Here is a 26,182-nt window from a genome sequence, read left to right as displayed (position 1 = left end):
ATGCCGACCGCACCCCAGACCACCGACGAGCTGTACGAGGCGCTGCGCGAGAACGACCGCCGCCCCTACGGCCGCACCCGCACCCTCACCGCCGAGGAACTCGTCGACGCCGCCGAACAGTTCGGCGAGCACGAACCCCTGATCCACGCGCTGCTGGAGCTCCAGGAGGCCTATACCTACGGCTCCGAGCCGCGTAAGTCGCCGGTCGTCTTCGCCCGGCTGCTGAACCTCTTCGACGAGCAGCCCGACGTCTTCGACGGGCGGCTGCGGCACATGCTGTTCTGGCGGTTCAAGTGGGTCGCCAACGCCCTGCGCCAGCTGCCCGAGATACCCCTGGCCAGCCTGCGCCAGTGGCAGACGGAGATGCGCGACCGCTACGAGAAGGCGGGCCTCGGCCTCCAGCCGTACTACGGGCAGGCCTACCAGCTCGCCGCGCACGTGGGCGAGGACACCGCGCTCGCCTACGAGCTGTGGGCGGGCCGCACCCGCACCGAGCTGAGCGACTGCGAGGCGTGCGAGATCTGCGAGCGGGCGCTGTACCACCTCGCGGCGGGCGACGACGAGCGGGCGCTGCGGATCTGGGAGCCCGTCCTGTCCGGGAAGGAGTCCTGCCAGGAGGAGCCCGCCCGCTCCGTGTCGTACGCGCTGCTGCCCCTCCTGCGCACCGGCCGCACCGACCAGGCACGCGAGCTGCACCTCGCCGGGTACCGCGGCTGCCGCCGCAACCCCTCCATGGCGCCGGAGGTCGGGCGGCACCTGGAGTTCTGCGCGCTCACCGGCAACGAGGCGCGCGGTCTGGAGCTGCTGGCCGAGAACCGGAACCTGTTCGCGGAGGTCGACTCGCCGCTGGACCAGCTCCACTTCCTCACCGGCGTGGAGGTCCTGCTCCGGCGCGTCGAGCAACTCGGCCACGGGGACCTGCCCGCCGCCGGGTACGCCGGGCGCACCTGGACCGTGGCCACCCTGCGCGCCGAGATCCAGGGCCGCGCCGACGACCTGGCCGCCCGCTTCGACGCCCGCAACGGCACCAGCACGCACATCGAGCGGCGCCGGGCCCGGCTGGAGCGGGCGCCGCTGCTGGAGTCGCTGGAACTGACCCTGCGCACCCGCACCCTGGAGGACGTGGCCCCGGCCGCCCCCGTCGTGCCCGCCGCCACCCCCGCGACCGCCTCCGTCCCGGAGGAACTGCCGGAACTCATCGCACGGGCACGGGAGTTGGACGAGCAGGGCCACCCGGACTCGCGCGCCTGCTGGGAACGGCTGCGCGCCCTGGTCGCCGAGCCCGGCTACACCCACCCCGACGACCCGGCCCTGGGTTCGCTGACGCGGCTGCGCGCGGACCTGCTGGAGGACGAGGGCAACCGCCTGGGCGAACGCGACGCCTACGCCGAGTCCGCGGCCCGCTTCCAGGAGGCCGCGGAGCTGTACGAGGCCGACGGTGAACCGGGCCTCGCGGCCGTCGCCCGCGCCGGCGCCCTGCTGGCCGAGGCGGAGCTGTCCGGGAAGGACGCCGCCGCCGAGGACGCCTCCGGCGAGAAGGCCTCCGCCGAGACCGAGGACGCGGTGAAGGCCAAGGCCCTGGGCGAGGCGTACGACGCGATCGTCCGGCTGCACGAGCAGGTCTGCGGGCTGCGGCCCGTCCACGAGGCGCGGCTGCTGCGGATGCGGGCGACCGCGCAGGCGCTGCGGTTCCAGATCTCGCGCGATCCGGAGCACGCCGAGCAGGTCCTCGCCGAGGTCGGGGGGCTGCACGAGTTCGCCACCCGGCACGACATCCCCGGGCAGATCTCCGGTGCCGTGCTGCTGCGGGCGACCACCTACGCCATCTCCGGCGATCTGCCCACCGCCGTCACCGAACTCGACGCGCTCCTCGGCCGGCTGAGGGAACAGGGCCCCGCCTGGCACCTGCCCCGGGTGCTCGGACTGCGCGGCAAGGCGCAGCTCGGGATGGGGGACGCCGAGGCCGCGTACGCGGATCTGTCCGAGGCGCTGCGGGTGAGCGCCGAGTGGCCCACCGTGGGGCTCGGCGTCGCCCGCCTGCACAACGACCTGGCCGAGGCGTGCCTGCACCTGGGCCGCCCCGACGAGGCACTGCGGCACCTGACCCGGTGCGCCGAGCTGGAGCTGCGCGCGGGCAGCCGCTTCGACGCGTTCTGCACGTACAGCAACGCCGCCCGGCTCACCCTGGACCTGGGCCGGGTCGAGGACTGCATCGCGCTGCTCGACTCCGTGCTCGCCGAACCGGACGCCAAGGTCGGTGAGTTGGACGACCGGCTGCTCGCCCAGCTCCGGCTGACCCGGGCCCGCGCCCTGCACGCGGGCGAGGACCTGAAGGCCGCCACCGCCGAGTTCGTCGCCCTCGCTGCCGAGTCGGCGAAGTGGGACGACGACCCCGGCAGCCACGCCATGATCGCGGCGGAGACGGCCGTACTGCTCGCCGAGTCCGGGGAGTTCGACCGCGCCCGGGAAGCGGCCGACCAGGCCCTCGCCGCGCACGCCCGGGAACCGCGCTTCGAGCAGCTCAGCAACTGTCTGCGCGAACTCGCCCGGCTCCAGGCGCAGCGGCAGGGGCCGGACGGTCTGCCCGCCGCCCTCGGGTTCCTGGAGGACGCCGGACGGGTCGCCGACGAGGCGCGCGAGGCCGGGTTCCAGGCCCACGGGCGCTCCCTGGACACCGCGCTGGCCTACGAGTACGGCAGGGTCCACGCCCACGCCCGCGCCTACGAGGACGGGATCGTGGCGCTGGAGAAGGCCATGGCCCTGCTCGGCGAGCCGGGCGAGGACGCGGCGAAGGCGGGCGAGTGGGCCGAGTGCGTCCGTCTCGCCTCCGCGCTGGAGGGCATCTACCTGGAGCGCACCGCCCCCGCGCTGGCCCGCCTGGACGCGGCGATCACCCGGCTGACCCCGCTCGGCCTCACCGAGGACATCGAGCCGCTGACGGAGCTGGCGGCCCAGTTGCGCGACGGGAACTGAGACGAGGACTGGGACGGGAACGGAAACGCTGACGGGCGCCCCAGGAGGACCGTACTCCTGGGGCGCCCGCCGGTCTGTGCGGCCGCTACCGGCCCGCGATCGGGTTCTTCAGCGTGCCGATCAGCTGGAGCGCGCCCGCCGGGTCCGACAGGTCCACCATCTGCTGGTTGTTGCGCAGTTGGAGGCGGTTGAGGCAGGACAGGGCGAACTCCGGGGCGAACATGTCGTACTGGCGGAACTTCTCGGCCAACTCCGGCACGGATGCCTGGTACTCGCGGGTGACCTCGGCGACCGTGCCCCAGAACTCGTCCTCGGTGAGGACACCTTCCTCGGCCAGGTGCGCCGCGAGGAAGCGGAAGAAGCAGTCGAAGACATCCGTGAAGATCGACAGCAGTTTCGTGTCCTCGGGGACGTCCACGCGGATCCGCTCGACCGCCGGCGGCAGGACCGCCTCCGGGTCCATGACCGCGATCTCCTCGGCGATGTCCTTGTAGACCGCGCGCTGGACGACACCGTCCTTCAGGACCAGGATCACGTTCTCGCCGTGCGGCATGAACACCAGGTCGTAGGCGTAGAAGCTGTGCAGCAGCGGGGTGAAGTACGCCCTCAGGTAGCGGCGCAGCCACTCCACGGGCGTCAGCCCCGACTGCCCGATCAGCGCCGCAGCGAACGAGACGCCCTCGTGGTCCTGGTGGACCAGCGAGGCCATGGTGGCGAGCGTCTCGCCCTCCGTCAGGGAGCCCACCGGGCTCTCCCGCCACAGCGCGGCCAGCATCTTGCGGTACGGCGAGTAGCGGTCCGTCGCCGCCTCGTACTCCAGGTGCCGGTAGCCGACCGCCGCGCGCTCGCGGATGATCGTCAGGCCCGTCTCCCGGAGCACGGGGTCGTTCTCGATCAGCTGGGCCAGCCAGTCGTTGATGGCCGGGGTCGCCTCCATGTACGCCGCCGAAAGACCGCGCATGAAGCCCATGTTGAGCACGGACAGAGCCGTCTTCACATAATGCTTCTCGGGGGCGGAGGTGTTGAAGAAGGTCCGGATGGACTGCTGGGCCAGGTACTCGTCGTCGCCCTCGCCCAGGCACACCAGGTGCTTGCGGGCCACCTCGGCGGCGAAGGTGACGGTCAGCTTGTTCCACCACTGCCAGGGGTGGACCGGGATGAACAGGTAGTCGGCGGGGTCCAGGTCCTGCTCGCGCAGCACGGCGTGGAACCGCTCGACGGTCGCCTCGCCCAACTCGGCGCGGACGAAGGACTCGTAGTCGATGCCGACGCCGGCCGTGAACGCGGCCCGCGAGCGGTGCGCGGCCAGCCACACCAGCCGGATCGGGCTCGCGGCCTCCGGCGCGTACGCCAGGTACTCGTGGATGCCGAAGCCGAGCCGCCCGTTGTTGGCCACGAAGCAGGGGTGGCCCTCGGTCATGCCGGTCTCGATCGCCTGGAAGCCCGCGCGGGCCAGTTCGGCGGCCGGGACCTGCGGCTTGGTGAGCTTGTAGCAGATGCCGGAGAGGGTGGAGGAGACCTCCTCCAGGTAGACCGGCAGGATCGCGTCGCTCAGGCCCAGGGACTTCTGGAACTCGATGAAGAAGTCGAGTGCCGCCAGGGGCAGGTCGGCGCCGTCCCGGTGACGGGAGATCGAGGCGGCGTCGACCTGCCAGTGGTCGAGGGCGCGGCGGACGGCGGTGAACCGGTACACGGTCCGTCCGTCGTCGGCGCGCACCTCGAAGCCGCCGTCGGCCGTGGCCTCGGGCGTGATCAGCCGCTCGTGCGCGAACTCGGCGAGCGCCTTGCGCACGAGCCTGCGGTTGGCCTCCGCCCAGCGTTCGGGGGAGAGATGGGCGACGGAGTCGGCGAGGCTCATGCGGCCACCCCCGTCGCGGCCAGGAACTGCTCGCGGGTGCAGAAGCTGAGCAGGGCCCGCTTCTCCGGCTTCTGGATCTCCCGCTCGGGGACGAAGCCGACGGCCTCGTTCAGTGCGTGCACGGCCTTGTTGGAGACGTCCGGTTCGACGACCACACGGCGCACGGCGGGGTCCTCGAAGAGGTGTGCCATCACGGCGGTGATGACCGCCCGGGTGAAGCCGTGCACGGGCCGGTCGGTGGGCGGGGTGAGGAAGTGCATGCCGATGTCGCCGGGCTGCGGTTCGTAGAGGCCGACCAGTTCGCGGTGGGCGGGGTCGTACTTCTCCATGAGGAACGCCGGGGTGCCGTGCTCGTCGAGGCCGAGCAGGGCGTGGTGGTGCTCGTCGGCCGCGATCTCCATGTAGGCGCGCTCCACGTCCACCAGACGGGCGTCCTGCATCATCCAGAAGGCCGCCTTGGGGTGGGTGACCCAGCGGTGCAGCAGCTCGGCGTCCCTCAGCGGGTCGAGCGGGCGGAAGGTGAAGGTCATACGGCGAACTCCTGGAACGCGATGGTCTTCTCGACCGGGTAGTACTCGCTGCCGAGCAGCTCACGGATGATGTAGCTGTTGCGGTAGGGGCCCATGCCCAGGTCGGGGCTGGTGATGCTGTGGGTGTGCACCCCGGCGTTCTGCAGGAACACGCCCCGGCCGGTGACGTCGATGGCGTAGTTGCGGGCCACGTCGAAGTTGCCGTGCTCGTCGCGCACCAGCCGGTCCTGCACCGGCTTCAGGAACTCCGGCTCGGCGTAGGCGTATCCGGTGGCCAGGACCAGGCCCTGGGTCTGGAGCTCGTACTCCTTCTCCTGCTCCTCCTGGCGGAAGGAGAGGGTGTAGGTGCCGTTCCCGTAACGGGCCGCGTTCAGCGAGGAGTTGGTGAGCAGCCGGGTGGGGACCGGGCCGCCGAGGTTCTTCTGGTACAGCAGGTCGAAGATCTCGTTGATGAGGTCGCCGTCGATGCCCTTGAACAGGCCCTTCTGCTGCGCGGCCAGCCGGTAGCGGGTCGCCTCCGGCAGCGCGCGGAAGTAGTCGATGTACTCCGGCGAGGTCATCTCCAGCGTGAGCTTGGTGTACTCCAGCGGGAAGAAGCGCGGGGAGCGGGTCACCCAGTTCAGCCGGTAGCCGTGGACGTCGATCTCGGAGAGCAGGTCGTAGTAGATCTCGGCGGCGGACTGGCCGGAGCCGACGATCGTGATCGACTCCTTCTTCTGCAGCTCCGCCTTGTGCTGTACGTAGCGGGAGCTGTGGAAGAAGTCGCCGCTCAGGCCCTTGACGGCCTCCGGGTAGTGCGGGGTGGTCCCGGTGCCGAGGACCAGGTGCTTGGCCCGGTAGCGGTCACCGCCGGTGGTGCCGACGACGTACAGCCCCTCGGCCTCGTCGTACGTCACCTCGCTGACGGTGGTGTTGAAGCGGACGCTGCTCAGCTTGTTCGCGGCCCAGCGGCAGTAGTCGTCGTACTCGACGCGCAGCGGGTAGAAGTTCTCGCGGATGTAGAAGGAGTACAGCCGTCCCTTCTCCTTCAGGTAGTTCAGGAAGGTGTACGGCGAGGTCGGGTCGGCGAGGGTGACCAGGTCCGACATGAACGGGGTCTGCAGGTGGGCGCCGTCGAGGAACATGCCGGCGTGCCACTCGAAGTCGGGCTTGGATTCCAGGAAGACGGCGTCCAGTTGGTCGATGGGCTCGGTGAGGCAGGCCAGGCCGAGGTTGAACGGGCCGAGCCCGATTCCCACGAGGTCGTAGGTCTTGTTCGGGGATTCAGCAAGCGCGGTCAAGGGACTCTCCCAGGTACTGCTCGGCGTGGCCGGCGATCAGGTCGAGGACGGCGGCGATGTCGGCCGTCGTGGTCTCGGGGTTGAGCAGGGTGAACTTCAGGTAGTGGCGGCCCGCGACCTTGGTGCCCGCGACGACGGCGTCTCCGGAGGCGAACAGGGCCTTGCGGGCGTAGAGGTTGGCGCGGTCGATCTCGGCCGGGTCGGTGACGGCGGCCGGGATGTAGCGGAAGACCAGGGTGGACAGGCTCGGCTGGACGACCACGTCGAAGCGCGGGTCGGCGGCGAGCAGTTTCCAGCCCGCGGCGGCGAGGTCGACGACCTCGTCGAAGAGCTGCCCGATGCCGTCGGCGCCCATCACACGCAGGGTCATCCACAGCTTCAGCGCGTCGAAGCGGCGGGTGGTCTGCAGGGACTTGTCGACCTGGTTGGGGATGCGCTCGGTCACCATGCGGCGCGGGTTGAGGTACTCGGCGTGGTAGGTGGCGTGCCGCAGGGTGGCCGCGTCCCGGACCAGCACGGCGGAGGAACTCACGGGCTGGAAGAAGGACTTGTGGTAGTCGACGGTGACCGAGTCGGCGCGCTCGATGCCGTCGATCCGGTCCCGGTACTTCACCGAGGCGAGCAGCCCGCAGCCGTAGGCGGCGTCCACGTGCATCCAGGTCTCGTAGTGCCCGCACAGCTCCGCGATCTCGGGCAGCGGGTCGATGGAGCCGAAGTCGGTGGTGCCGGCGGTGGCGACGACGGCCATCGGGACGAGGCCGGCCTCGACGCAGCGCTCCAGCTCGCGGGCGAGGGCGACGGTCTGCATGCGCTTGTCGTGGTCGACGGGGATGGAGAGCACCGCGTCCGCGCTCAGGCCGAGGAGTTTGGCGGACTTCTTCACGCTGAAGTGGCTGACCTCGGAGGCGAAGATCCGCAGCTTGGCCAGGGAGTCGGTCTTGGCCTCCTCGCGGGCCAGCAGCAGGGCCTGGAGGTTGGACTGGGAGCCGCCGGAGGTGAACACGCCGTCGGCGGCGGGGCCGAGGCCGATACGGGCCGTGGTCCAGTCGATGAGCTTGCGCTCGATGAGCGTGCCGCCGGCCGACTGGTCCCAGGTGTCCAGGGAGGAGTTGACGGCGGACAGGACGGCCTCGCCGAGCACCGCCGGTATCACCACGGGGCAGTTGAGGTGGGCGAGGTAGCGGGGGTGGTGGAAGTAGACCGCGTCCCGGAGGTAGACGTCCTCCAGTTCGTCCAGCACGGCGGCGGTGTCGTGCAGCGGCTTGTCGAGGTCGATCGCGTCGATGACGGGGGCGAGGGAGTCGACGGTGACCCCGGTGAACGGGCGCTTGGTGGTGGCGAGTTTGGTGGCCACCCGCTCTATGCCTTCGGTCACGGAGCGGCGGTACTGCTCCGCGGTCGTGTCGTTGAGCAGGTGCGAGCGCATGGGGGGTCCTCCGAGGGGAAACCGGTGCGGAGTGGGGGGAGTGGGGACGAGTGACGTGGTGTCGACTTAGGTAAGCCTAACCTAATTCGATCACGCGTTGCGCATACCGAACCCGCCCCCGCCCGTGACGGTCGTCACGTCCACCGCTCCACTCACCGCTGCATCCCCGGCAGCGGGTTCGAGGGGTGCCTTCTTTCGCCCCCGCCGCCCTTACCCGTCCCTCCCCCAGGGGCTCTGCCCCTTCGACCCCGGGGGCGTTGTGTGTCGGGTGCGGGTGCGTGGGGGCTGGTCGCGCAGTTCCCCGCGCCCCTGGGGGGTGGCCGGTCGCCTTTCGGGTGCGGGTGGGTGGGGGTTGCTCGCGCAGTTCCCCGCGCCCCTGGGGGGCGACACGCCGGTGCAGTTCAAGAGCGGCGCCACGGAGTACCCCGTGACCCTCCGTCCAGGCTGCCCCAGGACACCCGGACCAGGGACGGACCGAGCCGCCTCGTCCGTACGACCTCAAGGGCGGAGAAACGGAACGAGACGGCTACGGTCGTGGCAATGGCAGGTCAGGAAACCTTCTTGGCGTTCTCAAGCGCCTCGGCCAGGTTCTCCAGCAGCGGGGTGCACTTGTCGTAGGACAGGATCGGCTCCGGCGAACGTGGGATGACCTGGCCCGCCTTGACGGCCGGCAGCTTCTTCCAGGTCGCCTCGGTGATGTCGGCGGGCTGGAGGGTCGAGGAGCGGTCGTCCATGATGATGATGTCCGCGTCGTACTTGTCGACCTGCTCCCAGCTCAGCGACTCGAACCAGCCGCCGTTGGCCTCCTTGGCCTTCTCCGAGGGCTCGACGAAGTTCACGCCGAGGGCCTTGAAGTACTCCAGGTCGATGGAGAAGTTGGTGCCGGAGACGTAGAAGATCTCCGGGGAGGCGGAACCGGCCAGCACCTTGATGTCGGGCTTGGCCTTGGCGGCGGCGCGCAGCCGGGCGGCGGCGGCCTCGAACTTCTTCTTGGAGTCGGCGATCCTGTCGGACTTCATGTCCGCGCCCAGCGACTCGGCCAGCTCCCACATGCGCTCCAGCGGCTGGCTCAGCTGGCGGTCGAATACGGAGATCGCGACGTCCGGGGCGAGCTTGGCGATCTTGTCGGCGGACTCCAGCGGCACCGACCACAGGGTGCCGGCGTCGTCGAAGGTGGTGGTGATGAGCACCTCGGGGGAGAGGGCCGCGTACTTCTCGATGTTGAGCTTGCCCCACTCGTTGCCGAGCACGGTGACCTTGCTGACGTCGAGGTCGCCGGCCTGGACGTCGGGCTTGCCCTCCTTGGTCGTGGTCGGGCCGAAGACACCCTTGACCTGGATGCCGTAGTCGAAGAGGGCGGCGGCGACGCCGGTGAACGCGACGATGTTCGCCGGCACCTTGTCGAGCTTCACGGTCTCGCCGCGGTCGTCCTTGAAGGTCCAGGGGCCGGACTTCGCGGCGGCCTTCTCCTCGCCGGAGCCACCGCTTTTCGCGTCGTCGTCCCCGCAGGCGGCGAGCACGGCACCGAGGCCGAGGGCTCCGCCCGCGGCGAGGATGCCACGGCGGGTGAGGTGGGTGGCTGCGTTGGGCATGGGTACGCTGCTTTCGAACAGGGCGATCTTGCGCCGGACAATTCGAAGGTAGGTTAGCCTAACCTCATCAGATGTCCAGGGGCGGGGTCACGCCCTGCACGCACAGAGGCCCAACTCCCGTCCACCGGACGGAAATCGGGCCTCTGCCTGGGGCCTTGCCAGGAACGGAGCGCTTACCCCACCAGCCCCAGCTCCCGCGCGATCAGCATCCGCTGGACCTCGCTGGTGCCCTCGCCGATCTCCAGGATCTTGGAGTCCCGCCACATCCGGGCCACCGGGTACTCGTTCATGAAGCCGTAGCCGCCGTGGATCTGGGTGGCGTCGCGGGCGTTGTCCACCGCGATCGTGGAGGAGTACAGCTTCGCCAGCGCCGCCTCCTTCTTGAACGGCTCTCCCGTCACCAGTCGGCTGGCCGCGTCCCGCCAGGCCAGCCGGGCGGTGTGGGCCTTCATCTCCATGTCGGCGATCTTGAACTGGATCGCCTGGTTGGCGCCGATCGGACGGCCGAAGGCGTGCCGCTCCTTGGCGTACTTCACCGACTCGTCCACACAGCCCTGCGCAAGACCCGTCGCCAGCGCCGCGATGGCGATCCGGCCCTCGTCGAGGATGCGCAGGAACTGGGCGTAGCCCCGGCCCTCCACGCCCAGCAGGTTCGCCTTCGGCACCCGCACGTCGACGAAGGACAGCTCCCGGGTGTCGGAGGCGTTCCAGCCGACCTTCGAGTACGGGGCGGCGACCGTGAAGCCCGGGGTGCCGGACGGGACGATGATCGAGGAGATCACGGGGCGGCCGTCGGGCTTGCGGTCGGTGACGGCGGTGACCGTGACCAGACCGGTGATGTCGGTGCCGGAGTTGGTGATGAAGCACTTGGTGCCGTTGATCACCCACTCGTCGGTCTCCGGGTCCAGCCGGGCCGTCGTCCGGGTCGCGCCCGCGTCGGAGCCGCCGTCCGGCTCGGTCAGTCCGAAGGCGCCGAGGATCTCGCCGGTGCACAGCCGGGGCAGCCACGCGCGCTTCTGCTCCTCGGTGCCGAACAGGTGGATCGGCATGGCGCCCAGCGAGACGCCCGCCTCCAGGGTGATGGCCACCGAGGAGTCGACCCGGGCCAGTTCCTCCAGGGCGATGCCGAGCGCCATGTAGTCGCCGCCCATGCCGCCGTACTCCTCGGGGAAGGGCAGCCCGAACAGGCCCATGCGGCCCATCTCACGGACGATCTCGTAGGGGAACTCGTGGCGCTCGTACAGGTCACCGATCTTGGGCGCCACGACGTCGTGCGCGAACTCCTCCACCGTGTGGCGCAGTTCTTCGAGCTCGGGGGAGAGCTTGTGGTCCATGGGGGTCACTCCTTGTGGGAGAGGGCTCGTACGGTGCGGGACGGGCTGGGGCGGCCCAGTCGGTCGGCCATCCACTCGCTTGTGGCGACGAGACGGCCGAGGTCGACCCCGGTGTCGATGCCGAGGCCGTGCAGCATCCACACGAGGTCTTCGGTGGCGAGGTTTCCGGTGGCGGACTTGGCGTACGGGCAGCCGCCCAGGCCGCCCGCGGAGGCGTCGACGGTGCTGACGCCGTACTGGAGCGCGGCGAGGGTGTTCGCCAGCGCCTGTCCGTAGGTGTCGTGGAAGTGCACGCCCAGCGCCTCGGTGGACACGCCCTCCGCGCTCAGCGCGGTGAGCAGCGCGGTCACCTGGCCCGGGGTGGCCACGCCGATGGTGTCGCCGAGGCTCAGCTCGTCGCAGCCCAGGTCGAGCAGCGCCGTGCACACCCGGACCACCTGGGCCGCGGGCACCGGCCCCTCCCAGGGGTCGCCGAAGCACATCGACAGATAGCCGCGCACATGGACGCCCTCCGCCTTCGCGCGGGCCACCACCGGCTCGAACATGGCGAGCGCCTCGTCGACCGTGCGGTTGAGGTTGGCCTTGGCGAAGGACTCGGTGGCGCTGGCGAAGACGGCGACCCGGCGCGCGCCGAGGGCGAGCGCGCGGTCCAGGCCGCGCTCGTTGGGCACCAGCACCGGCAGGTCCACCGGGAGGTCGGAGACCTGCGGGAAGAGCTGCTCGGCGTCGGCGAGCTGGGGCACCCACTTGGGGTGCACGAAGCTGGTCGCCTCGATGGTGGTCAGGCCCGCGTCGGCGAGGCGGCGGACGAACTCCGCCTTCACCTCGGTCGGCACGGTCGCCTTCTCGTTCTGCAGTCCGTCGCGGGCGCCCACTTCGTGGATGCGCACCCGCGCGGGCAGTCCGGGCGCGGGGACGGTCATGGGGAGGCCGAGGTCCAGGGTGCTCATGCGGATTCCTCCTCGTCGCTCTCCGCCGGGGCGATGACCGCGAGCACCTGGTCCATGGCGACCGTGGCGCCGGGCTTGACGTCCAGTTCGGCGACGGTGCCGGCGTGCGGGGCGGAGATGACGTGCTCCATCTTCATCGCCTCGACCACCAGCAGGCTCTGACCGGCGCTCACCTCGTCCCCGACGGCGACCTTGACCACGGTCACGGTGCCGGGCATGGGCGCGGTGAGGGAGTCGGCGCCGGAGTGGGCGGAGCGGGTGAGGGAGGCGGCGACCGGGTCGTGGTCGCGCACGTGCCAGGCGTCACCGTCGCGGCCGAGCCAGTCGGCGGCGCGGTGGAAGGTGTGCCGGACGCCGTCGAGGGTGACGGAGACGGCGTCGTCGGTGACCGTGCCGGTGCCGGGCGCCTCCTGGGTGACGGGGTCGAGGCCCGGTACGCGCAGGGGGAACGCGGGCGGTTTGGCCGTACCGCCGAGGCGCCAGCCGCTCGGCACCGAGAACGGGTCCGTCCAGCCGTCGCCTGCGGGCTTCAGCGCGTCCAGCCGTACGGCCGCCGCCGCCGCGTACACCTCCTCCGGGACCTCCGTCGACACCAGGGAGTCGACCTCGCGCTCGACGAGCCCGGTGTCCAACTCCCCGGCCACCACAGCGGGATGGGCCAGCAGGCGGCGCAGGAACCCGGCGTTGGTCTGCACGCCCAGCGTCACCGTCTCCGCGAGTGCCGCGCGGAGTTTGCGCAGGGCCGTCGGGCGGTCCGGGGCGTGCACGATGACCTTGGAAAGCATCGGGTCGTACAGGCTGCCGACCTCGGTGCCCTCGGTGAGCCCGGAGTCGGTGCGCACGCCGTCCCCGGCGGGCTCGCGCAGCCGCAGCACCGTGCCGCCGGAGGGCAGGAAGCCCCGCGCGGGGTCCTCGGCGCAGACGCGGGCCTCGACGGCGTGGCCGGTCAGGCGGATGTCGTCCTGCGCGAAGGCCAGCTTCTCCCCGGCCGCGACCCGCAGTTGCCACTCCACCAGGTCGATCCCGGTGATCAGCTCGGTGACCGGGTGCTCCACCTGGAGGCGGGTGTTCATCTCCATGAAGTAGTACGCCGACGGGTCTCCGCCGGGCACGATGAACTCCACGGTGCCCGCGCCCCGGTAGCCGCAGGAGCGGGCCGCCTGCACGGCCGCCTCGCCCATCGCGGCACGGGTCTCCTCGTCCAGCAGGACCGAGGGCGCCTCTTCGATGATCTTCTGGTGGCGCCGCTGGAGGGAGCACTCGCGCTCGCCGAGGTGGACGACATGGCCGTGGCCGTCGGCCAGCACCTGGATCTCGATGTGCCGGGGGCGGTCGATCCACCGCTCGACCAGCAGGGTGTCGTCGCCGAAGGAGGACGCCGCCTCGCGCCGGGCCGCCGCGATCTCCTCGCCCAGCACCGCCAGGTCCCGCACCAGCCGCATGCCCTTGCCGCCGCCGCCCGCGCTGGGCTTGAGCAGCACCGGCGCGCCCAGCTCGCGGGCCGCGGCGGCGAGTTCGGGGTCACGGCCACCGGGGACGACCGGCACCCCGGCCGCCTTCACGGTCTCCTTGGCGCGGATCTTGTCGCCCATCAGGGAGATCGCCTCGGCGGGCGGCCCGATGAAGACCAGGCCCGCCTCGGCGCAGGCGCGCGCGAAGGCGGCGTTCTCGGCGAGGAATCCGTACCCCGGGTGGACGGCCTGGGCGCCGGTGCGCTCGGCGGCCTCCAGCAGCCGCTCCGCCGACAGGTAGCTCTCGGTGGCGGGCGCCGGTCCGATCCGTACCGCCGTGTCGGCCTCGCGGACGTGCCGGGCGTCGGCGTCGGCGTCGGAGAAGACGGCGACCGAGCGGACGCCGAGGGCGCGCAGGGTGCGGATCACCCGGACGGCGATCTCACCGCGGTTGGCGACGAGCACTGTGTCAAACATGGGTCCTCACATCCGGAAGACGCCGAACTGGGGGTCGCCCAGTGGCGCGTTCGCGCAGGCGGTCAGTGCCAGGCCCAGCACCTGCCGGGTATCCAGGGGGTCGATGACCCCGTCGTCCCAGAGGCGGGCGGTCGCGTAGTAGGCGTTGCCCTGGCGCTCGTACTGTTCGCGGATCGGCGCCTTGAACGCCTCTTCCTCCTCGGCCGGCCACTGCTCGCCGCGCGCCTCCAGCTGGTCGCGCTTGACGGTGGCGAGGACGGACGCGGCCTGCTCGCCGCCCATGACGGAGATCTTGGCGCCCGGCCACATCCACAAAAAGCGCGGCGAATAGGCCCTGCCGCACATGGAGTAGTTGCCCGCGCCGTACGAACCGCCCACCACGACCGTCAGCTTGGGGACGCGGGTGGTGGCGACCGCGGTGACCATCTTGGCGCCGTGCTTGGCGATGCCGCCCGCCTCGTAGTCGCGGCCGACCATGAACCCGGAGATGTTCTGCAGGAACACCAGCGGGATGCCGCGCTGGTCGCACAGCTCGATGAAGTGGGCGCCCTTCTGGGCGGACTCGGAGAACAGGATGCCGTTGTTGGCGACGATGCCGACCGGGTGGCCGTGGATCCGGGCGAAGCCGGTGACCAGGGTCTGGCCGAACTCGGACTTGAACTCCGCGAACCGGGAGCCGTCGACCACGCGCGCGATGATCTCGCGGACGTCGTAGGGCGTGCGCGGGTCGGCCGGGACGGCGCCGTACAGGCCGTAGGGGTCGACCTTGGGCTCGACGGAGGGCAGCACCTGCCAGGGCAGCGGCCCGCGCGCGGGGAGCGTGGAGACGATGTTCCGCACGATCCTGAGGGCGTGCGCGTCGTCCTCCGCGAGATGGTCGGTCACGCCCGACACGCGCGAGTGGACCTCGCCGCCGCCCAGCTCCTCGGCGGTGACGACCTCGCCGGTGGCCGCCTTCACCAGCGGCGGGCCGCCGAGGAAGATCGTGCCCTGGTTGCGGACGATGACCGCCTCGTCGCTCATCGCCGGGACGTACGCGCCGCCGGCCGTGCAGGAGCCGAGGACCGCCGCGATCTGCGGGATGCCCGCGCCGGACATCCGGGCCTGGTTGAAGAAGATCCGCCCGAAGTGCTCGCGGTCGGGGAAGACCTCGTCCTGCATGGGCAGGAAGGCGCCGCCGGAGTCGACCAGGTACAGGCACGGCAGCCTGTTCTCCAGCGCCACCTCCTGGGCGCGCAGGTGCTTCTTCACCGTCATCGGGTAGTACGTGCCGCCCTTGACGGTGGCGTCGTTGGCGACGATCACGCACTCGCGCCCGCTGACCCGGCCGATCCCGGCGATCACCCCGGCCGCCGGGGCCTGTCCGTCGTACATGCCGTCCGCCGCGAGCGGCGCCAGCTCCAGGAAGGGGGAGCCGGGGTCCAGGAGGGTGTCCACCCGGTCCCGGGGCAGCAGCTTGCCGCGCGCCGTGTGCCGCGCGCGTGCCTTCTCGCCGCCGCCGAGCCGCGCCGCGGCGAGCTTGCCGCGCAGCTCCTCGACCAGCGCGAGCTGCGCCTCCTCGTTGGCCTGCCAGGCCGCCGACGCGGGATCTGCCGCGCTCGTCAGCTCGGGTGCCTCGTGCATCCTGCGGTCCCCTCACCCTTGTTAATGAGCGTTAACGCATTTCCATCAGGTTAACGACCGCTAACCTCCCTGTCTAGAATTGCTCGCATGGCAGCCACCAGAACCGACGCACCCACCCGGCGCGAGCAGATCCTCAAGGAGGCCGCGCGGCTCTTCGCCGAGCGCGGGTTCCACGGTGTGGGGGTCGACGAGATAGGTGCCGCCGTCGGCATCTCGGGCCCCGGTCTGTACCGGCACTTCCCGGGCAAGGACGCGATGCTGGCGGAGCTGCTGGTGGGCATCAGCGGCCAGCTGCTGACGGGGGCCAAGCGGCGGCTCGCGGAGGCCGACGGGGACGGGCCCGCGGCGGTGCTGGACTCCCTGATCGAGGGCCATATCGACTTCGCGCTCGACGACCGCCCGCTGATCACGCTGCACGACCGCGAGCTGGACCGGCTGCGCGACAGCGACCGCAAGCTGGTCCGCCAGCTCCAGCGCCAGTACGTCGAGCTGTGGGTGGAGGTGGTCCGCAAGGCCTACCCCGCGCTCACCGAGCCCACCGCCCGCTCCGCCGTCCACTCGGTCTTCGGCCTGCTCAACTCCACCCCGCACCTCGGCCGCCCCGGCTCCCTGCCCGGCCGCGGGGCCACCTCCCAACTGCTGCACCGCATGGCGAAGGGGGCCTTCGCGGCGGCGGGGGAGTGACGAGCGTTACGGGTCGGTTCCCCTGGACGGCGCTTCGTACTCGCCGGTACGGTTGAGTGAGCAAGCGCTTAGACATACGCAGGTGGAGGTGGCGGCGTGCGCCGTACTGTGTTCAACGAGGACCACGAGGCGTTCCGGGAGACCATCCGCGCCTTCATCGAGGCCGAGGTCGTACCGGTGTACGACGAGTGGTTCGCGGCCGGCCAGGCGCCCCGCGACTTCTACTACAAGCTCGCCGAGCTGGGCGTCTTCGGCATCCGCGTCGACGAGGAGTACGGCGGCGCCGGCATCGACTCGTACAAGTTCGAAGCGGTCATGTACGAGGAGACCGCCCGCGCCGGTGTGCAGTTCGGCGGCTCCGGCGTGCACGTGCTGCTCGGCCTGCCGTACATCAAGATGCTCGCCACCGACGAGCAGAAGAAGCGCTACCTGCCGAAGTTCGTCTCCGGCGAGGAGATGTGGGCGCTGGCGATGACCGAGCCGGGCACCGGCTCCGACCTCGCGGGCATGAAGACCACCGCCAAGCTCTCCGAGGACGGCACCCACTACATCCTCAACGGCGCCAAGACCTTCATCACCGGCGGCGTCCACGCCGACCGCGTCATCGTCTGCGCCCGCACCGCCGCGCCCACCGCCGAGGACCGCCGCCACGGCATCTCCCTGTTCGCCGTGGACACCAAGTCCGAGGGCTACTCCGTCGGCCGCAAGCTCGACAAGCTCGGCCTGAAGACCTCCGACACCGCCGAGCTGGCCTTCGTCGACGTCAAGGTCCCGGTCGAGGACCTGCTCGGCGAGGAGAACAAGGGCTTCTACTACCTCGGCCACAACCTGGCCTCCGAGCGCTGGGGCATCGCCTTCGGCGCCTACGCCCAGGCCAAGGCCGCCGTCCGGTTCGCCAAGCAGTACGTGCAGGAGCGCACCGTCTTCGGCAAGCCGGTCGCCGCCTTCCAGAACACCAAGTTCGAGCTGGCCGCCTGCCAGGCCGAGGTGGACGCCGCCGAGGCCGTCGCCGACCGCGCCCTGGAGGCCCTGGACGCCGGTGAGCTGACCCCGGCCGAGGCCGCCTCCGCCAAGCTGTTCTGCACCGAGGTCGCCCACCGCGTCATCGACCGCTGCCTCCAGCTGCACGGCGGCTACGGCTTCATGAACGAGTACCCGATCGCCCGCCTGTACGCGGACAACCGGGTCAACCGGATCTACGGTGGCACCAGCGAGATCATGAAGACGATCATCGCCAAGGACATGGGCCTGTAAGGACACAGGTGAGCCAGGCACTACAGGATCTCCTCGATCTGCTCGACCTGGAGCAGATCGAGGAGAACATCTTCCGCGGCCAGTCCCGGCCGGCCGTCGTCCCGCGCGTCTTCGGCGGGCAGGTGGCCGCGCAGGCGCTGGTCGCGGCCGGGCGCACGGTCCCCGCCGACCGCGCCCCGCACTCCCTGCACGCGTACTTCCTGCGCATGGGAGACCCCGGCGCGCCGATCGTCTACAACGTCGAGCGCATGCGCGACGGCCGCTCCTTCACCACCCGGCGGGTGGTCGCGGTTCAGCACGGCCGTCCGATCTTCGCCCTCTCCGCGTCCTTCCAGACGCACGAGGAGGGCCTGGACCACCAGGCCCCCATGCCGGCCGCGCCGGACCCGGCGACCCTGCCCACCTCCGGCGACCGGCTGCGCCGCTACGCGCATCTCGACCCGCGCGTGGTGGAGCACTTCCTCTCCGCCCGCGAGGCCGTCGATCTGCGCTACGTCGACGAGCCGCCCTACGGCAGGTTCGGCGAGCCGCGCGAACCGCACTCCCAGGTGTGGTTCCGCACCAACGGCAAGCTCGGGGACGACCCGTTGCTGCACGTCGTGCTCGCCACGTACGTCTCCGACATGACCCTGCTGGACTCGGTGCTGCTCGCGCACGGCCGGGGTGGCTGGGCGATCGGTGACGTGGTCGGCGCCTCGCTGGACCACGCCATGTGGTTCCACCGCCCCTTCCGCGCCGACGAATGGCTCCTGTACGACCAGGAGTCGCCCTCGGCCTCCGGCGGCCGGGGCCTGGGCCAGGCCCGCATCTACACCCAGGACGGCCGGCTCGCGGTGTCGGTCATCCAGGAGGGCGTGGTCCGCGTCCCACGCTGACCCCGCCCCCCTGGTCTCAGTCGTCGGTGCCCGGTTTGGTGCCCCAGACGTAGACGAGATCGTCCACGGCGAGCAGCCGCCACAGGGCCTCGGCGTCCTCCAGGGCGAGATTGACGCACCCGGCCGAACCGCCGCCGTCGTAGAGACTGCCGTGCCGGCCGTGCAGGGCCTGCCCGCCGTCGAAGAACTGGGCGTAGGGCATCGGCACGTCGTACAGCGTGGACCAATGGTCCTTGTTGCGCCAGTAGATCCGGTGCAGGCCGGGCCGGGTCTCCTCGGTGTCCCGGCCCGTGCGGACGGCGACCGGGCCGAAGCCGACCTTCTTCCCGGTCTGCACCCACAGCAGCTGCCGGTCCATGTCGACGCAGGTGACGCGTGCGGCACGGACCGGGCAGTGGCCCCCGGCGTTGGGGTTCGGCCGGGCCTGGATCACGACCGTGGTGCGGTACGTGGCGAGATCGGCGTAGCCGTCGGTGCGCGGCAGCCTCTCGCGCTGCTGGAAGGCCCGGATCGCGGCGCAGTCCTGCGGGGACTGCTCGCCGTCCACCGGACGGCCCAGGTACTGCTCCAGGGGCCGCTGATAGGGGCCCGTCGGCGCGGTACAGGGGCCGTCCTCGGCGGCCGGGGCGGACGGGGCGCCGCACAGCAGTGCGGCGAGCGCCGCGACGGTGGCGGCGCTCACGGTACGCACGGTGTCCACTGCGTCAGTCCTTGCAGTGCTTGCCGTAGCCGTCGTCCTTGCACGGTTCCCCGCGCTTGTTGGTGATGCTCACCCGGACCGGCGTGTCCGCGTTGTCCTTGTTGATCTCGTACGGCCCGAACACGTTCGGCCGGGGCAGGACATAGCCCTCGGGGACGTCGGTTTCGCGCAGGTAGTACTCACCCAGCGGCAGCTCGCGGAAGGTGCACCCGCCCCGCGGGTCCGTGGCGCAGCCCGATCCGATCCGGGTGTCCGGCCGCGCTCCGCCGGTCTGCAGTCCCTCGACCCCGTTCGACTCCCGCCACAGCTCGAACACCGCCCCCGCGAGCGGCCGCCCGGTCTTGGCGTCCGACTTCACCAGCTTCAGCGAACCCTCCGGGTCCGGTTCCGGCTCCGGTGTCTTGGTGTTGTGGGCGTCGAAGTGGACGCCCGTGGTGGCGTTGTCCTCGGTGAGTCCGAGGGGGCCGAAGACGGCGGGGTTGGGCAGGTCGTAGCCGGGGGGTGCCTGGGTTTCCTGCCAGTAGTAGATGCCGGTTTCGACGGTCTGTGCGCAGGTGCCGTTGGCGGGGGTGGTGCAGGGGTCGCCGATGGGGGTGTCGGTGCGTTGGAGGCCGGGGGTGTCGTTGGTTTCCTTCCAGAGCTGGAAGACGGCTCCGGCGAGGGGTTCGTCGGTCTCGGCGTCGCGTTTGGTGACGTCGATCCGGCCGGTGACCGGTTCGGGCGTGCTGCCGCAGTCGGGAAGGTCGCCCGTGAACGGGTAGGCGTGGAACTCCACGCCGGTGTTCGCGCTGGTGTGGGTCAGCGAACCGGTGGTGAAGAAACGGCCGTTGACGCCCGGCAGGGAGACCGTGGTCTGCGAGGACTGCTCGCCGACCAGGATGCTGCCCTGGAACTGGCCGGTGCCGACGAGGTCCACCGTGGTGGCGTCCGGGAAGTTCCACAGCAGCCGCTCGCGGTGGGCGTTGAGCGGGTCGGTGCTGTCCGCGATGCCGCCGCTGTACGTGTTGATACGGCGGTCGGTGCCGAGGACGTTGACCAGGATCGTGGCCCCCGCCGGGATGTTCCGGAAGACGATGCCCTGCTGCCTGCCGCTCGGGCCCACCATGTCGAAGTCGACGTTGAACACCTGGAGCGCCGAGACGCCGTCACCGGTGAACAGGGTCTGCTCGCCCTGGTTCACCGCCGTGCCGGTGGCCGTGCGCGGCTGCCCGTCCACGCGCGCGTAGCAACGGCTGGCGGCGGTCAGCTGGTCGCGCAACTGCGCGTACGGGGCGGTGGCGTTCGCGTCCTGCCGGAGGGTGGCGGTCACCGTGCCGGTGACCGTCCCGGCATGCCGGACGACCCCGTCCTCCGCCAGTACGCTCTGGCCCCGCGCGACGGTGATGTCGCCGCCCGTGGTCAGCCAGTCCGCGCCGACAGGGGGCGGCACCCGGGAGCCGACGCCCACCAGCCCGACGTTGTAGACCTGGCTGCCCATCGGGTCCTTGGCCATGTCGAAGTCGTCCAGGACGACGACCCGGCCCTCCGCCTCCGCGGCCCTGCCGCGGACCAGGAAGTCGTCGCCGACGAAGATGTTGATCGCGTTGTCCCGGCCCGCGATCGTGCCGTTGTGGATACCGGGGAAGGGCGAGGGGCAGCTGCCCGGAACACAGGGACCGAGCCCGCCCGGCAGGGGCGCGGCGGCGGCCGGGGCCGCCGTTCCGACGAGGAACACGGGGACGGCGGCTGCCGTGAGCGCGGCGGCGAGAGCGGTGGCCTGCGCCTTTCTCCCGCCGCGCGCCAGATGCTGTGCAATGCGGTGACTCATTTTTCGGAGTCTTATGGCCTGATTTGCCTACCGCCCGGACCGACCCGTTCGAGTCACTCCGTCGGACCAGTCGACGGGTCAGCCGGAGAGTCCCGCCTCGGCCAGCAGGTACGCCGTCATCGGGTCGTAGTAGCGGGGGCTGACCACGTGGTCGTCCAGCGGGACCGCCACCTGGAGCGTTCCCTCGGACTCGGCGAGGAAGAGGGCCGGGTCGTTGCAGTCCGCGTAGCCGACCGCCTCGACGCCGTGCTGTGCTGCGTAGCCCGCCCAGCCGTGGTCGGCGACCACCAGGTCCGGCAGCGGCCTGCCGATCCGCTCCAGGGCGGTCAGGATCGCCTTCATCGGCTCGCCCGAATGGGTGTGCCAGAGCGTGGCGCCGTGCTCCAGCACCGCCACGTCCGCGAACTGCATGACGTAGCCCTCGTCCGTCTGCAGTCCGTCCGGGATCACCACGATGTCGCAGCCCGCCGCGCGCAGGGCGGCGGCGGTGGCGCGGTGCACGTCCAGCAGACCGCCGGGGTGGCCGGTGGCGAACAGCACCCGCTGGCCCGCGTCGGCCGCCTTGCGCAGCCGGCTCGCCATGCGCTCCAGACCGGCGACGGTCAGCTCGGGGTCGATGGTGTCCTGGCCGAAGCGGTACTCGGGGTCGTCGTTCACCCCGACGCGCTCGGCCATCACCGCGAGCACGTCCTGCTCGTCGGTCCAGCGGTCACCCAGCTCCAGGCCGAGCCAGAAGTTGCGGTCGCCGTTCGCGAGCTTGCGGTAGTGGGAGAGGTTGTTCTCACGGGGGGTGGCGACATCCCCCGCGATACGGGTTCTGACGAGGTGTTCGACGAGCTCGGCGCGGCTGGGTGTCCCGGGTATCGGCATGTGTCCCATTGTGCGGCAGACCCCCGCGGGCGCGCGGGGCGACCCTGGGTGCTGGGACGTGGGTCACTGCCGGGTCGTGGCCGAGGCCATGGCCCGGTCATTGCCGTAGGGCGAACCAGAGTTCCATGCGGACGTCCGGGTCGTCGAGGTCGGTGCCGAGCAGGGCGGCGCAGCGGGCGATGCGCTGGCGGACGGTGTTGCGGTGCACGGCGAGGGCCACGGCGGTGCGGTCCCAACTGCCGTGCAGGGACAGCCAGGTGCCCAGCGTCTCCACCAGCGCGGGGGTGTCGGCGATCGGTTGGAGGAGGGTACGGGCGTACGCCTCGACTGCGTCGTCGGGGACGAGATGGGCGAGGCCGGTGCGGGCGCCGTGGCGGACCAGGGGGGTGCGGGTCGCTTTCGCGCGGGCGAGGGCGCGGGCGGCGCGGGTGTCGGCGGCGGGCCACTGGTCGGGGGGCACCGGGTCGCTGACGCCCAGGGTCCAGCCGGGCTGGGGGGTGATCTCGCGGTCGGCGGGGACCAGGACGCGGACGACGTCCGTCTCGGGGGCGAGGTCGACGAGGGGGGAGCCGAGGGCGGTGCCCAGGGCGGAGGCGGTGAGGGGGTCGGGGGTGGTGTGGGGGTCGGGGCGGGCGTGCACGACCACGTGTGCGCCGGGGCCCAGGAGGGGGGCGACGTCCTTCGGTTCGGCGCCGAGGAGGAGGCGGACCAGGGCGGAGGTGCGGGCGGCGCCGGTGCCGGTCTGCTGTTCGCCGGTGAGGAGGGTGAGGAGGACGGCGGCCACCGAGGCGATGGTGTGGGTGGCCTGGTCGGTGTGGGTGGTCGCGACTCCGAGTACGAAGCCGGGGGTCGGGCCGAGGGCGTATGCGGCGAGGTGGGTGCCGGCGACTGTGTCGGTGGCCGAGGCGGGTGCCGGTGCGGCGGCGCCGGTGGCTGGGGGCGGGGTGGGGTTCGCTTGCCCGCGCTTGCGGGGTGCCGCCTCTCTGGCTGTGGGGGCTGCCCCAGCGGCACGACTGCCCACAGCTCTGTCAGAAGGCCGTACCACCCCCGTCAGTTCCGCCAGGGCCTTCCTCGCCTCCGGCCTCGGACTGCGGCCCGCTGTTGACAGTGCGGTGCCGTCCGGCCCGTACAGCGCCGCCCACCCCCCGACCCGCTGCGACAGCTGGCGGAGGACCGACGGGACCGGGTCCGGGCGGGACGCCGCTGCGGCGAGGCTCTGCTGGGCCTCCGTCACGCGGCGGAGTTCGGAGAGGCGGGCCTGGGCCATGAGCTGCCAGACGGCTCGGGCCACCGCCGAGAACGGGGTCCGGGGCGGGACCTCCAGGAGGGGCAGGCCGTGGGTCTCGCAGGCCGCCACCAGGGCCGGCGGGACCGTGTCGTGGACCGGGGCCAGCCCGAAGCCCAGGGCGGCGCCGCCCGCCGCGACGATCCGGGAGACGTAGGTGCCGAAGTACGCGCCCGGGGTGTCGGGGGAGGGGATGTGGACGCCCGCGGAGAGGAGCAGCTCGCCGCCCAGCAGGTACGGGTACGGGTCCGCCATCTCCGAGGCGTGCGCCCAGTGGATCTGCACGGCGGCCGGGTCGGGCACGGCGGCGATGGGGCGCAGGCCCAGGTCCTCCCGGGCCAGCAGCGCCGACAGCGGGACGGGTGGGGTGGGTGGCACGGACGGGTCCGGCATATGTGCACTCCCTCCATTCCGTACCACCGCAATGGATAAAACGTACACTTCGCAGGTGCTTTCCGCCCGCTTAGGGTCGGTCCGGACCGGCAGACTGAGACGGATATACGCGCCGAAAGCGTAGGAAAGAAGGCAGTCCCCATGAGCAGCAACGAGACGCCCCGCGGCCCCGTCGACTCCTCGCGCATCCCCCGGTACGCCGGCCCCGCGACCTTCGCCCGGCTGCCCCGCCTCGACGAGGTCGGCCGTGCCGATGTCGCCGTCGTGGGCGTGCCCTTCGACTCCGGTGTCTCCTACCGCCCCGGCGCCCGCTTCGGCGGCAACGCCATCCGCGAGGCCTCCCGTCTGCTGCGCCCCTACAACCCCGCGCAGGACGCCTCCCCCTTCGCGCTCGCCCAGGTCGCCGACGGCGGCGATATCGCGGTGAACCCGTTCAACATCAACGAGGCCGTGGAGACCGTCGAGGCCGCCGCCGACGAGCTCCTCGGTACGGGCGCCCGTCTGATGACCCTGGGCGGCGACCACACCATCGCCCTGCCCCTGCTGCGCAGCGTCGCCAAGAAGCACGGACCCGTAGCCCTGCTCCACTTCGACGCCCACCTGGACACCTGGGACACCTACTTCGGCGCCGAGTACACCCACGGCACCCCGTTCCGCCGCGCCGTGGAGGAGGGCATCCTCGACACTTCCGCCCTCTCCCACGTCGGCACCCGCGGCCCGCTCTACGGCAAGCAGGACCTCACCGACGACGAGAAGATGGGCTTCGGCATCGTCACCTCCGCGGACATCTACCGCCGCGGTGCCGACGAGGTCGCCGACCAGCTGCGCCAGCGCATCGGCGACCGCCCGCTGTACATCTCCATCGACATCGACTGCCTCGACCCCGCCCACGCGCCGGGCACCGGCACGCCCGAGGCGGGTGGCATGACCTCCCGCGAGCTGCTGGAGATCCTGCGCGGACTCGCCTCCTGCAACCTGGTCTCCGCGGACGTCGTCGAGGTCGCGCCCGCGTACGATCACGCGGAGATCACCTCGGTCGCCGCCTCCCACACGGCGTACGAGCTGACCACGATCATGTCCCGCCAGATTGCAGAGGCACGCGCGCAGTGACCCACGACCACGACCTGGTGCTCCGCCCCACCGCCGCCCAGACGGAGGCGGCGCTCAATCCGCCGCCCGGGCGTACCGGCGGGGACCTGGTCGTGGAGACGCTGGCCGGGCTCGGCGCGACGACCGTGTTCGGGCTGCCCGGCCAGCACGCGCTCGGCCTGTTCGACGCGGTGGGCCGCAGCGATCTGCGCTACATCGGCCTGCGCGTGGAGAACAACGCCGGTTTCGCGGCGGACGCGTACGGCAGGATCACCGGCGAGGCAGCCCCGCTGCTGCTGTCCACCGGCCCCGGCGCGCTGACCTCGCTGCCCGCGCTCCAGGAGGCGGCGGCCGCCTCCGCCCCGGTGCTGGCCATCTGCAGCCAGGTCCCGACCGCGGGCCTGGGCGGCGGGCGGCGCGGCTATCTGCACGAACTGCCCGACCAGGCGGCCTCGTTCCGGGGCGTGGTGAAGTCCGTGCACACCGTGCGCGCCCAGTCGCAGATCCCGTCCGCGATCGCGGCGGCCTGGAAGTCGGCGCTTTCCGCCCCGCACGGTCCGGTGTGGGTGGAGATCCCGCAGGACGTGCTGAACGCCGAGACCTCCCTGCCGGTGGTGACCGGCGTGGACGCCTTCCCCGAGGAACTGCCGCCCCGGCCCGAACTGACCGCGCTCGCCGCCGACCTGCTCTCCCGCGCCGAGCGCCCGGCCATCATCGCGGGCGGCGGTGTCGTACGCGCCGACGCGAGCGGCAAGCTCAAGCAGCTCGCCGAGCGGCTGAAGGCGCCGGTCGTCACGACCCCCGGCGGCAAGGGCGCCTTCCCCTGGAAGCACCCGCTGTCCCTCCAGTCCTGGATCGAGGACCGGCACACCACCGACTTCCTGGAGGACGCGGACGTCCTGCTGGTGGTCGGCTCCGGACTGGGTGAACTCTCCTCCAACTACCACACGTTCGCCCCGCGCGGCCGGGTGATCCAGATCGAGGCCGACCTCGGCAAGCTGGAGTCCAACCACCCCGCGCTCGGCATCCACGCAGACGCCCGGCTCGCCCTGCAGGCGCTGCTGGAGACGGTGTCCGAGCGCACCGACGACACGGCGCCGGAGCGGGTGCGGGAGCTGCTGGCCAAGGTCGCCGCGCGGATCGCGGCGCAGGAACTCACCCTGGAGCGGCAGGTGCTGGCGGCGGTCCGCAAGGCGCTGCCCGCCGACTCGCCGTCGTTCTGGGACATGACGATCCTGGCGTACTGGGCCTGGTCCGCCTTCGACGCCAAGGGCCCCAACCACATGCACTCCGCGCAGGGCGCGGGCGGTCTCGGCTACGGCTTCCCTGCGGCGCTCGGCGCGGCGGTGGCCGACCCGACGCGCCCGGTGCTGGCGGTCTCCGGGGACGGCGGCGCCCTGTACTCGATCGCGGAACTGGCCACGGCCCGCCAGTACGACCTGGACGTCACCTGGCTGATCGTCGACGACGGCGGCTACGGCGTCCTGCGCGAGTACATGACGGACGCCTTCGGCCGGACCACGGGCACCGAGCTGACCCGCCCGGACTATGTGGCGCTGGCCGAGTCCTTCGGCGTGCCCGCCGTACGCACAAGCCCGGAGGCACTGGCGGCCGACCTGTCCAAGGCCCTGTCCGCACCCGGCCCCTCCGTCGTCGTACTCCCCGCCGTGCTGCGGCTGTTCGCGCCGACGCATGGGGATGCGGCGCCGGAGTCGGCCCGGTAGAAGCTGA

The 26,182-nt window shown here is 71.6% G+C and carries 19 protein-coding genes and 1 pseudogene; 6 read left to right on the top strand and 14 right to left on the bottom strand.

All coding sequences use genetic code 11. The annotated features are described in order from the left end of the window. Positions 1-2,973, top strand: a complete 2,973-nt coding sequence (locus ACZ7L7_RS04965) for a hypothetical protein (RefSeq protein WP_472074790.1) — start codon at positions 1-3, stop codon at positions 2,971-2,973. A gap of 85 nt (positions 2,974-3,058) precedes the next feature. Here the strand turns inward: ACZ7L7_RS04965 and ACZ7L7_RS04960 are convergent, their stop codons facing one another. From ACZ7L7_RS04960 to ACZ7L7_RS04915, 10 genes and pseudogenes are all read right to left on the bottom strand, one after another. After that, positions 3,059-4,831 carry an IucA/IucC family protein gene (locus ACZ7L7_RS04960; protein ID WP_453605877.1) on the bottom strand — a complete coding sequence of 591 codons (1,773 nt, stop codon included), beginning with the start codon at positions 4,829-4,831 and terminating at the stop codon, positions 3,059-3,061. Then, positions 4,828-5,361 carry a GNAT family N-acetyltransferase gene (locus tag ACZ7L7_RS04955; RefSeq protein ID WP_285510923.1) on the bottom strand — a complete coding sequence of 178 codons (534 nt, stop codon included), beginning with the start codon at positions 5,359-5,361 and terminating at the stop codon, positions 4,828-4,830. The genes ACZ7L7_RS04960 and ACZ7L7_RS04955 overlap by 4 nt, the downstream gene beginning before the upstream one ends. Continuing rightward, positions 5,358-6,641 carry a lysine N(6)-hydroxylase/L-ornithine N(5)-oxygenase family protein gene (locus ACZ7L7_RS04950; RefSeq protein ID WP_472074788.1) on the bottom strand — a complete coding sequence of 428 codons (1,284 nt, stop codon included), beginning with the start codon at positions 6,639-6,641 and terminating at the stop codon, positions 5,358-5,360. Before ACZ7L7_RS04950 ends, ACZ7L7_RS04955 begins: the two co-directional genes overlap by 4 nt. Next, a complete protein-coding gene (gene desA / locus ACZ7L7_RS04945) occupies positions 6,625-8,067 on the bottom strand; it encodes a lysine decarboxylase DesA (protein WP_472074786.1) in 1,443 nt (480 codons plus the stop codon). Before desA ends, ACZ7L7_RS04950 begins: the two co-directional genes overlap by 17 nt. A gap of 437 nt (positions 8,068-8,504) precedes the next feature. Beyond that, positions 8,505-8,609, bottom strand: a pseudogene (locus ACZ7L7_RS04940) (siderophore-interacting protein); the annotation flags it as partial. 6 nt (positions 8,610-8,615) lie between these two features. Next, complete coding sequence (locus ACZ7L7_RS04935; protein WP_471429074.1) at positions 8,616-9,659, bottom strand: ABC transporter substrate-binding protein; 1,044 nt, start codon at positions 9,657-9,659, stop codon at positions 8,616-8,618. Positions 9,660-9,832: 173 nt separating this feature from the next. Then, positions 9,833-10,993, bottom strand: a complete 1,161-nt coding sequence (locus ACZ7L7_RS04930) for an acyl-CoA dehydrogenase family protein (RefSeq protein WP_285510926.1) — start codon at positions 10,991-10,993, stop codon at positions 9,833-9,835. A 5-nt stretch (positions 10,994-10,998) separates the two neighbouring features. Beyond that, on the bottom strand, positions 10,999-11,943 hold the full coding sequence (locus tag ACZ7L7_RS04925; RefSeq protein WP_453606710.1) for a hydroxymethylglutaryl-CoA lyase: 945 nt from the start codon (positions 11,941-11,943) through the stop codon (positions 10,999-11,001). Then, positions 11,940-13,871 carry an acetyl/propionyl/methylcrotonyl-CoA carboxylase subunit alpha gene (locus ACZ7L7_RS04920; RefSeq protein WP_471429078.1) on the bottom strand — a complete coding sequence of 644 codons (1,932 nt, stop codon included), beginning with the start codon at positions 13,869-13,871 and terminating at the stop codon, positions 11,940-11,942. The genes ACZ7L7_RS04925 and ACZ7L7_RS04920 overlap by 4 nt, the downstream gene beginning before the upstream one ends. Positions 13,872-13,877: 6 nt before the next feature. Beyond that, a complete protein-coding gene (locus tag ACZ7L7_RS04915) occupies positions 13,878-15,494 on the bottom strand; it encodes a carboxyl transferase domain-containing protein (RefSeq protein ID WP_453606716.1) in 1,617 nt (538 codons plus the stop codon). Positions 15,495-15,581: 87 nt separating this feature from the next. On the opposite strand from ACZ7L7_RS04915, the gene ACZ7L7_RS04910 reads away from it, so the two are divergent. The 3 genes from ACZ7L7_RS04910 (at position 15,582) to tesB (ending at position 18,307) form a co-directional block, all read left to right on the top strand. Continuing rightward, positions 15,582-16,178 carry an SACE_7040 family transcriptional regulator gene (locus tag ACZ7L7_RS04910; protein WP_285510930.1) on the top strand — a complete coding sequence of 199 codons (597 nt, stop codon included), beginning with the start codon at positions 15,582-15,584 and terminating at the stop codon, positions 16,176-16,178. A 96-nt stretch (positions 16,179-16,274) separates the two neighbouring features. Next, complete coding sequence (locus tag ACZ7L7_RS04905; protein WP_250750144.1) at positions 16,275-17,432, top strand: acyl-CoA dehydrogenase family protein; 1,158 nt, start codon at positions 16,275-16,277, stop codon at positions 17,430-17,432. An 8-nt stretch (positions 17,433-17,440) separates the two neighbouring features. Then, positions 17,441-18,307, top strand: a complete 867-nt coding sequence (gene tesB, locus ACZ7L7_RS04900; RefSeq protein ID WP_471429081.1) for an acyl-CoA thioesterase II — start codon at positions 17,441-17,443, stop codon at positions 18,305-18,307. 16 nt (positions 18,308-18,323) lie between these two features. Here tesB and ACZ7L7_RS04895 read toward each other — a convergent pair whose 3' ends face one another. The 4 genes from ACZ7L7_RS04895 to ACZ7L7_RS04880 form a co-directional block, all read right to left on the bottom strand. Next, on the bottom strand, positions 18,324-18,998 hold the full coding sequence (locus ACZ7L7_RS04895) for a L,D-transpeptidase family protein (RefSeq protein WP_471591549.1): 675 nt from the start codon (positions 18,996-18,998) through the stop codon (positions 18,324-18,326). A 13-nt stretch (positions 18,999-19,011) separates the two neighbouring features. Further along, on the bottom strand, positions 19,012-20,814 hold the full coding sequence (locus tag ACZ7L7_RS04890; protein ID WP_471591480.1) for a choice-of-anchor A family protein: 1,803 nt from the start codon (positions 20,812-20,814) through the stop codon (positions 19,012-19,014). 78 nt (positions 20,815-20,892) lie between these two features. Then, entirely contained in the window at positions 20,893-21,684 is a 792-nt protein-coding gene (locus ACZ7L7_RS04885; RefSeq protein ID WP_285510934.1) for a phosphatase, read from the bottom strand. Positions 21,685-21,781: 97 nt separating this feature from the next. Next, positions 21,782-23,362, bottom strand: a complete 1,581-nt coding sequence (locus ACZ7L7_RS04880) for a helix-turn-helix domain-containing protein (protein WP_471591479.1) — start codon at positions 23,360-23,362, stop codon at positions 21,782-21,784. A gap of 141 nt (positions 23,363-23,503) precedes the next feature. Between ACZ7L7_RS04880 and speB the strand changes: the two genes are divergently transcribed. Then, complete coding sequence (gene speB / locus ACZ7L7_RS04875) at positions 23,504-24,472, top strand: agmatinase (protein WP_285510936.1); 969 nt, start codon at positions 23,504-23,506, stop codon at positions 24,470-24,472. Beyond that, positions 24,469-26,175 (top strand): thiamine pyrophosphate-binding protein, encoded by a 1,707-nt coding sequence (locus ACZ7L7_RS04870; protein ID WP_471591478.1) that lies wholly within the window; start codon positions 24,469-24,471, stop codon positions 26,173-26,175. Before speB ends, ACZ7L7_RS04870 begins: the two co-directional genes overlap by 4 nt. Positions 26,176-26,182 lie beyond the last annotated feature (7 nt).

This window comes from Streptomyces sp. NPDC110618 (genome assembly GCF_055657065.1).
Note: the sequence above shows the minus strand (reverse complement) of the source record. Positions and strands in the feature narration are given on the sequence as shown.

Bases quoted from the DNA above. Each gene is read 5' to 3' on its own strand.
- ACZ7L7_RS04965 (WP_472074790.1), top strand. From the start codon at position 1: ATGCCGACCGCACCCCAGACCACCGACGAGCTGTACGAGGCGCTGCGC.
- ACZ7L7_RS04960 (WP_453605877.1), bottom strand. From the start codon at position 4,831: ATGAGCCTCGCCGACTCCGTCGCCCATCTCTCCCCCGAACGCTGGGCG.
- ACZ7L7_RS04955 (WP_285510923.1), bottom strand. From the start codon at position 5,361: ATGACCTTCACCTTCCGCCCGCTCGACCCGCTGAGGGACGCCGAGCTG.
- desA (WP_472074786.1), bottom strand. From the start codon at position 8,067: ATGCGCTCGCACCTGCTCAACGACACGACCGCGGAGCAGTACCGCCGC.
- ACZ7L7_RS04935 (WP_471429074.1), bottom strand. From the start codon at position 9,659: ATGCCCAACGCAGCCACCCACCTCACCCGCCGTGGCATCCTCGCCGCG.
- ACZ7L7_RS04930 (WP_285510926.1), bottom strand. From the start codon at position 10,993: ATGGACCACAAGCTCTCCCCCGAGCTCGAAGAACTGCGCCACACGGTG.
- ACZ7L7_RS04925 (WP_453606710.1), bottom strand. From the start codon at position 11,943: ATGAGCACCCTGGACCTCGGCCTCCCCATGACCGTCCCCGCGCCCGGA.
- ACZ7L7_RS04920 (WP_471429078.1), bottom strand. From the start codon at position 13,871: ATGTTTGACACAGTGCTCGTCGCCAACCGCGGTGAGATCGCCGTCCGG.
- ACZ7L7_RS04915 (WP_453606716.1), bottom strand. From the start codon at position 15,494: ATGCACGAGGCACCCGAGCTGACGAGCGCGGCAGATCCCGCGTCGGCG.
- ACZ7L7_RS04910 (WP_285510930.1), top strand. From the start codon at position 15,582: ATGGCAGCCACCAGAACCGACGCACCCACCCGGCGCGAGCAGATCCTC.
- ACZ7L7_RS04890 (WP_471591480.1), bottom strand. From the start codon at position 20,814: ATGAGTCACCGCATTGCACAGCATCTGGCGCGCGGCGGGAGAAAGGCG.
- ACZ7L7_RS04885 (WP_285510934.1), bottom strand. From the start codon at position 21,684: ATGCCGATACCCGGGACACCCAGCCGCGCCGAGCTCGTCGAACACCTC.
- ACZ7L7_RS04880 (WP_471591479.1), bottom strand. From the start codon at position 23,362: ATGCCGGACCCGTCCGTGCCACCCACCCCACCCGTCCCGCTGTCGGCG.
- speB (WP_285510936.1), top strand. From the start codon at position 23,504: ATGAGCAGCAACGAGACGCCCCGCGGCCCCGTCGACTCCTCGCGCATC.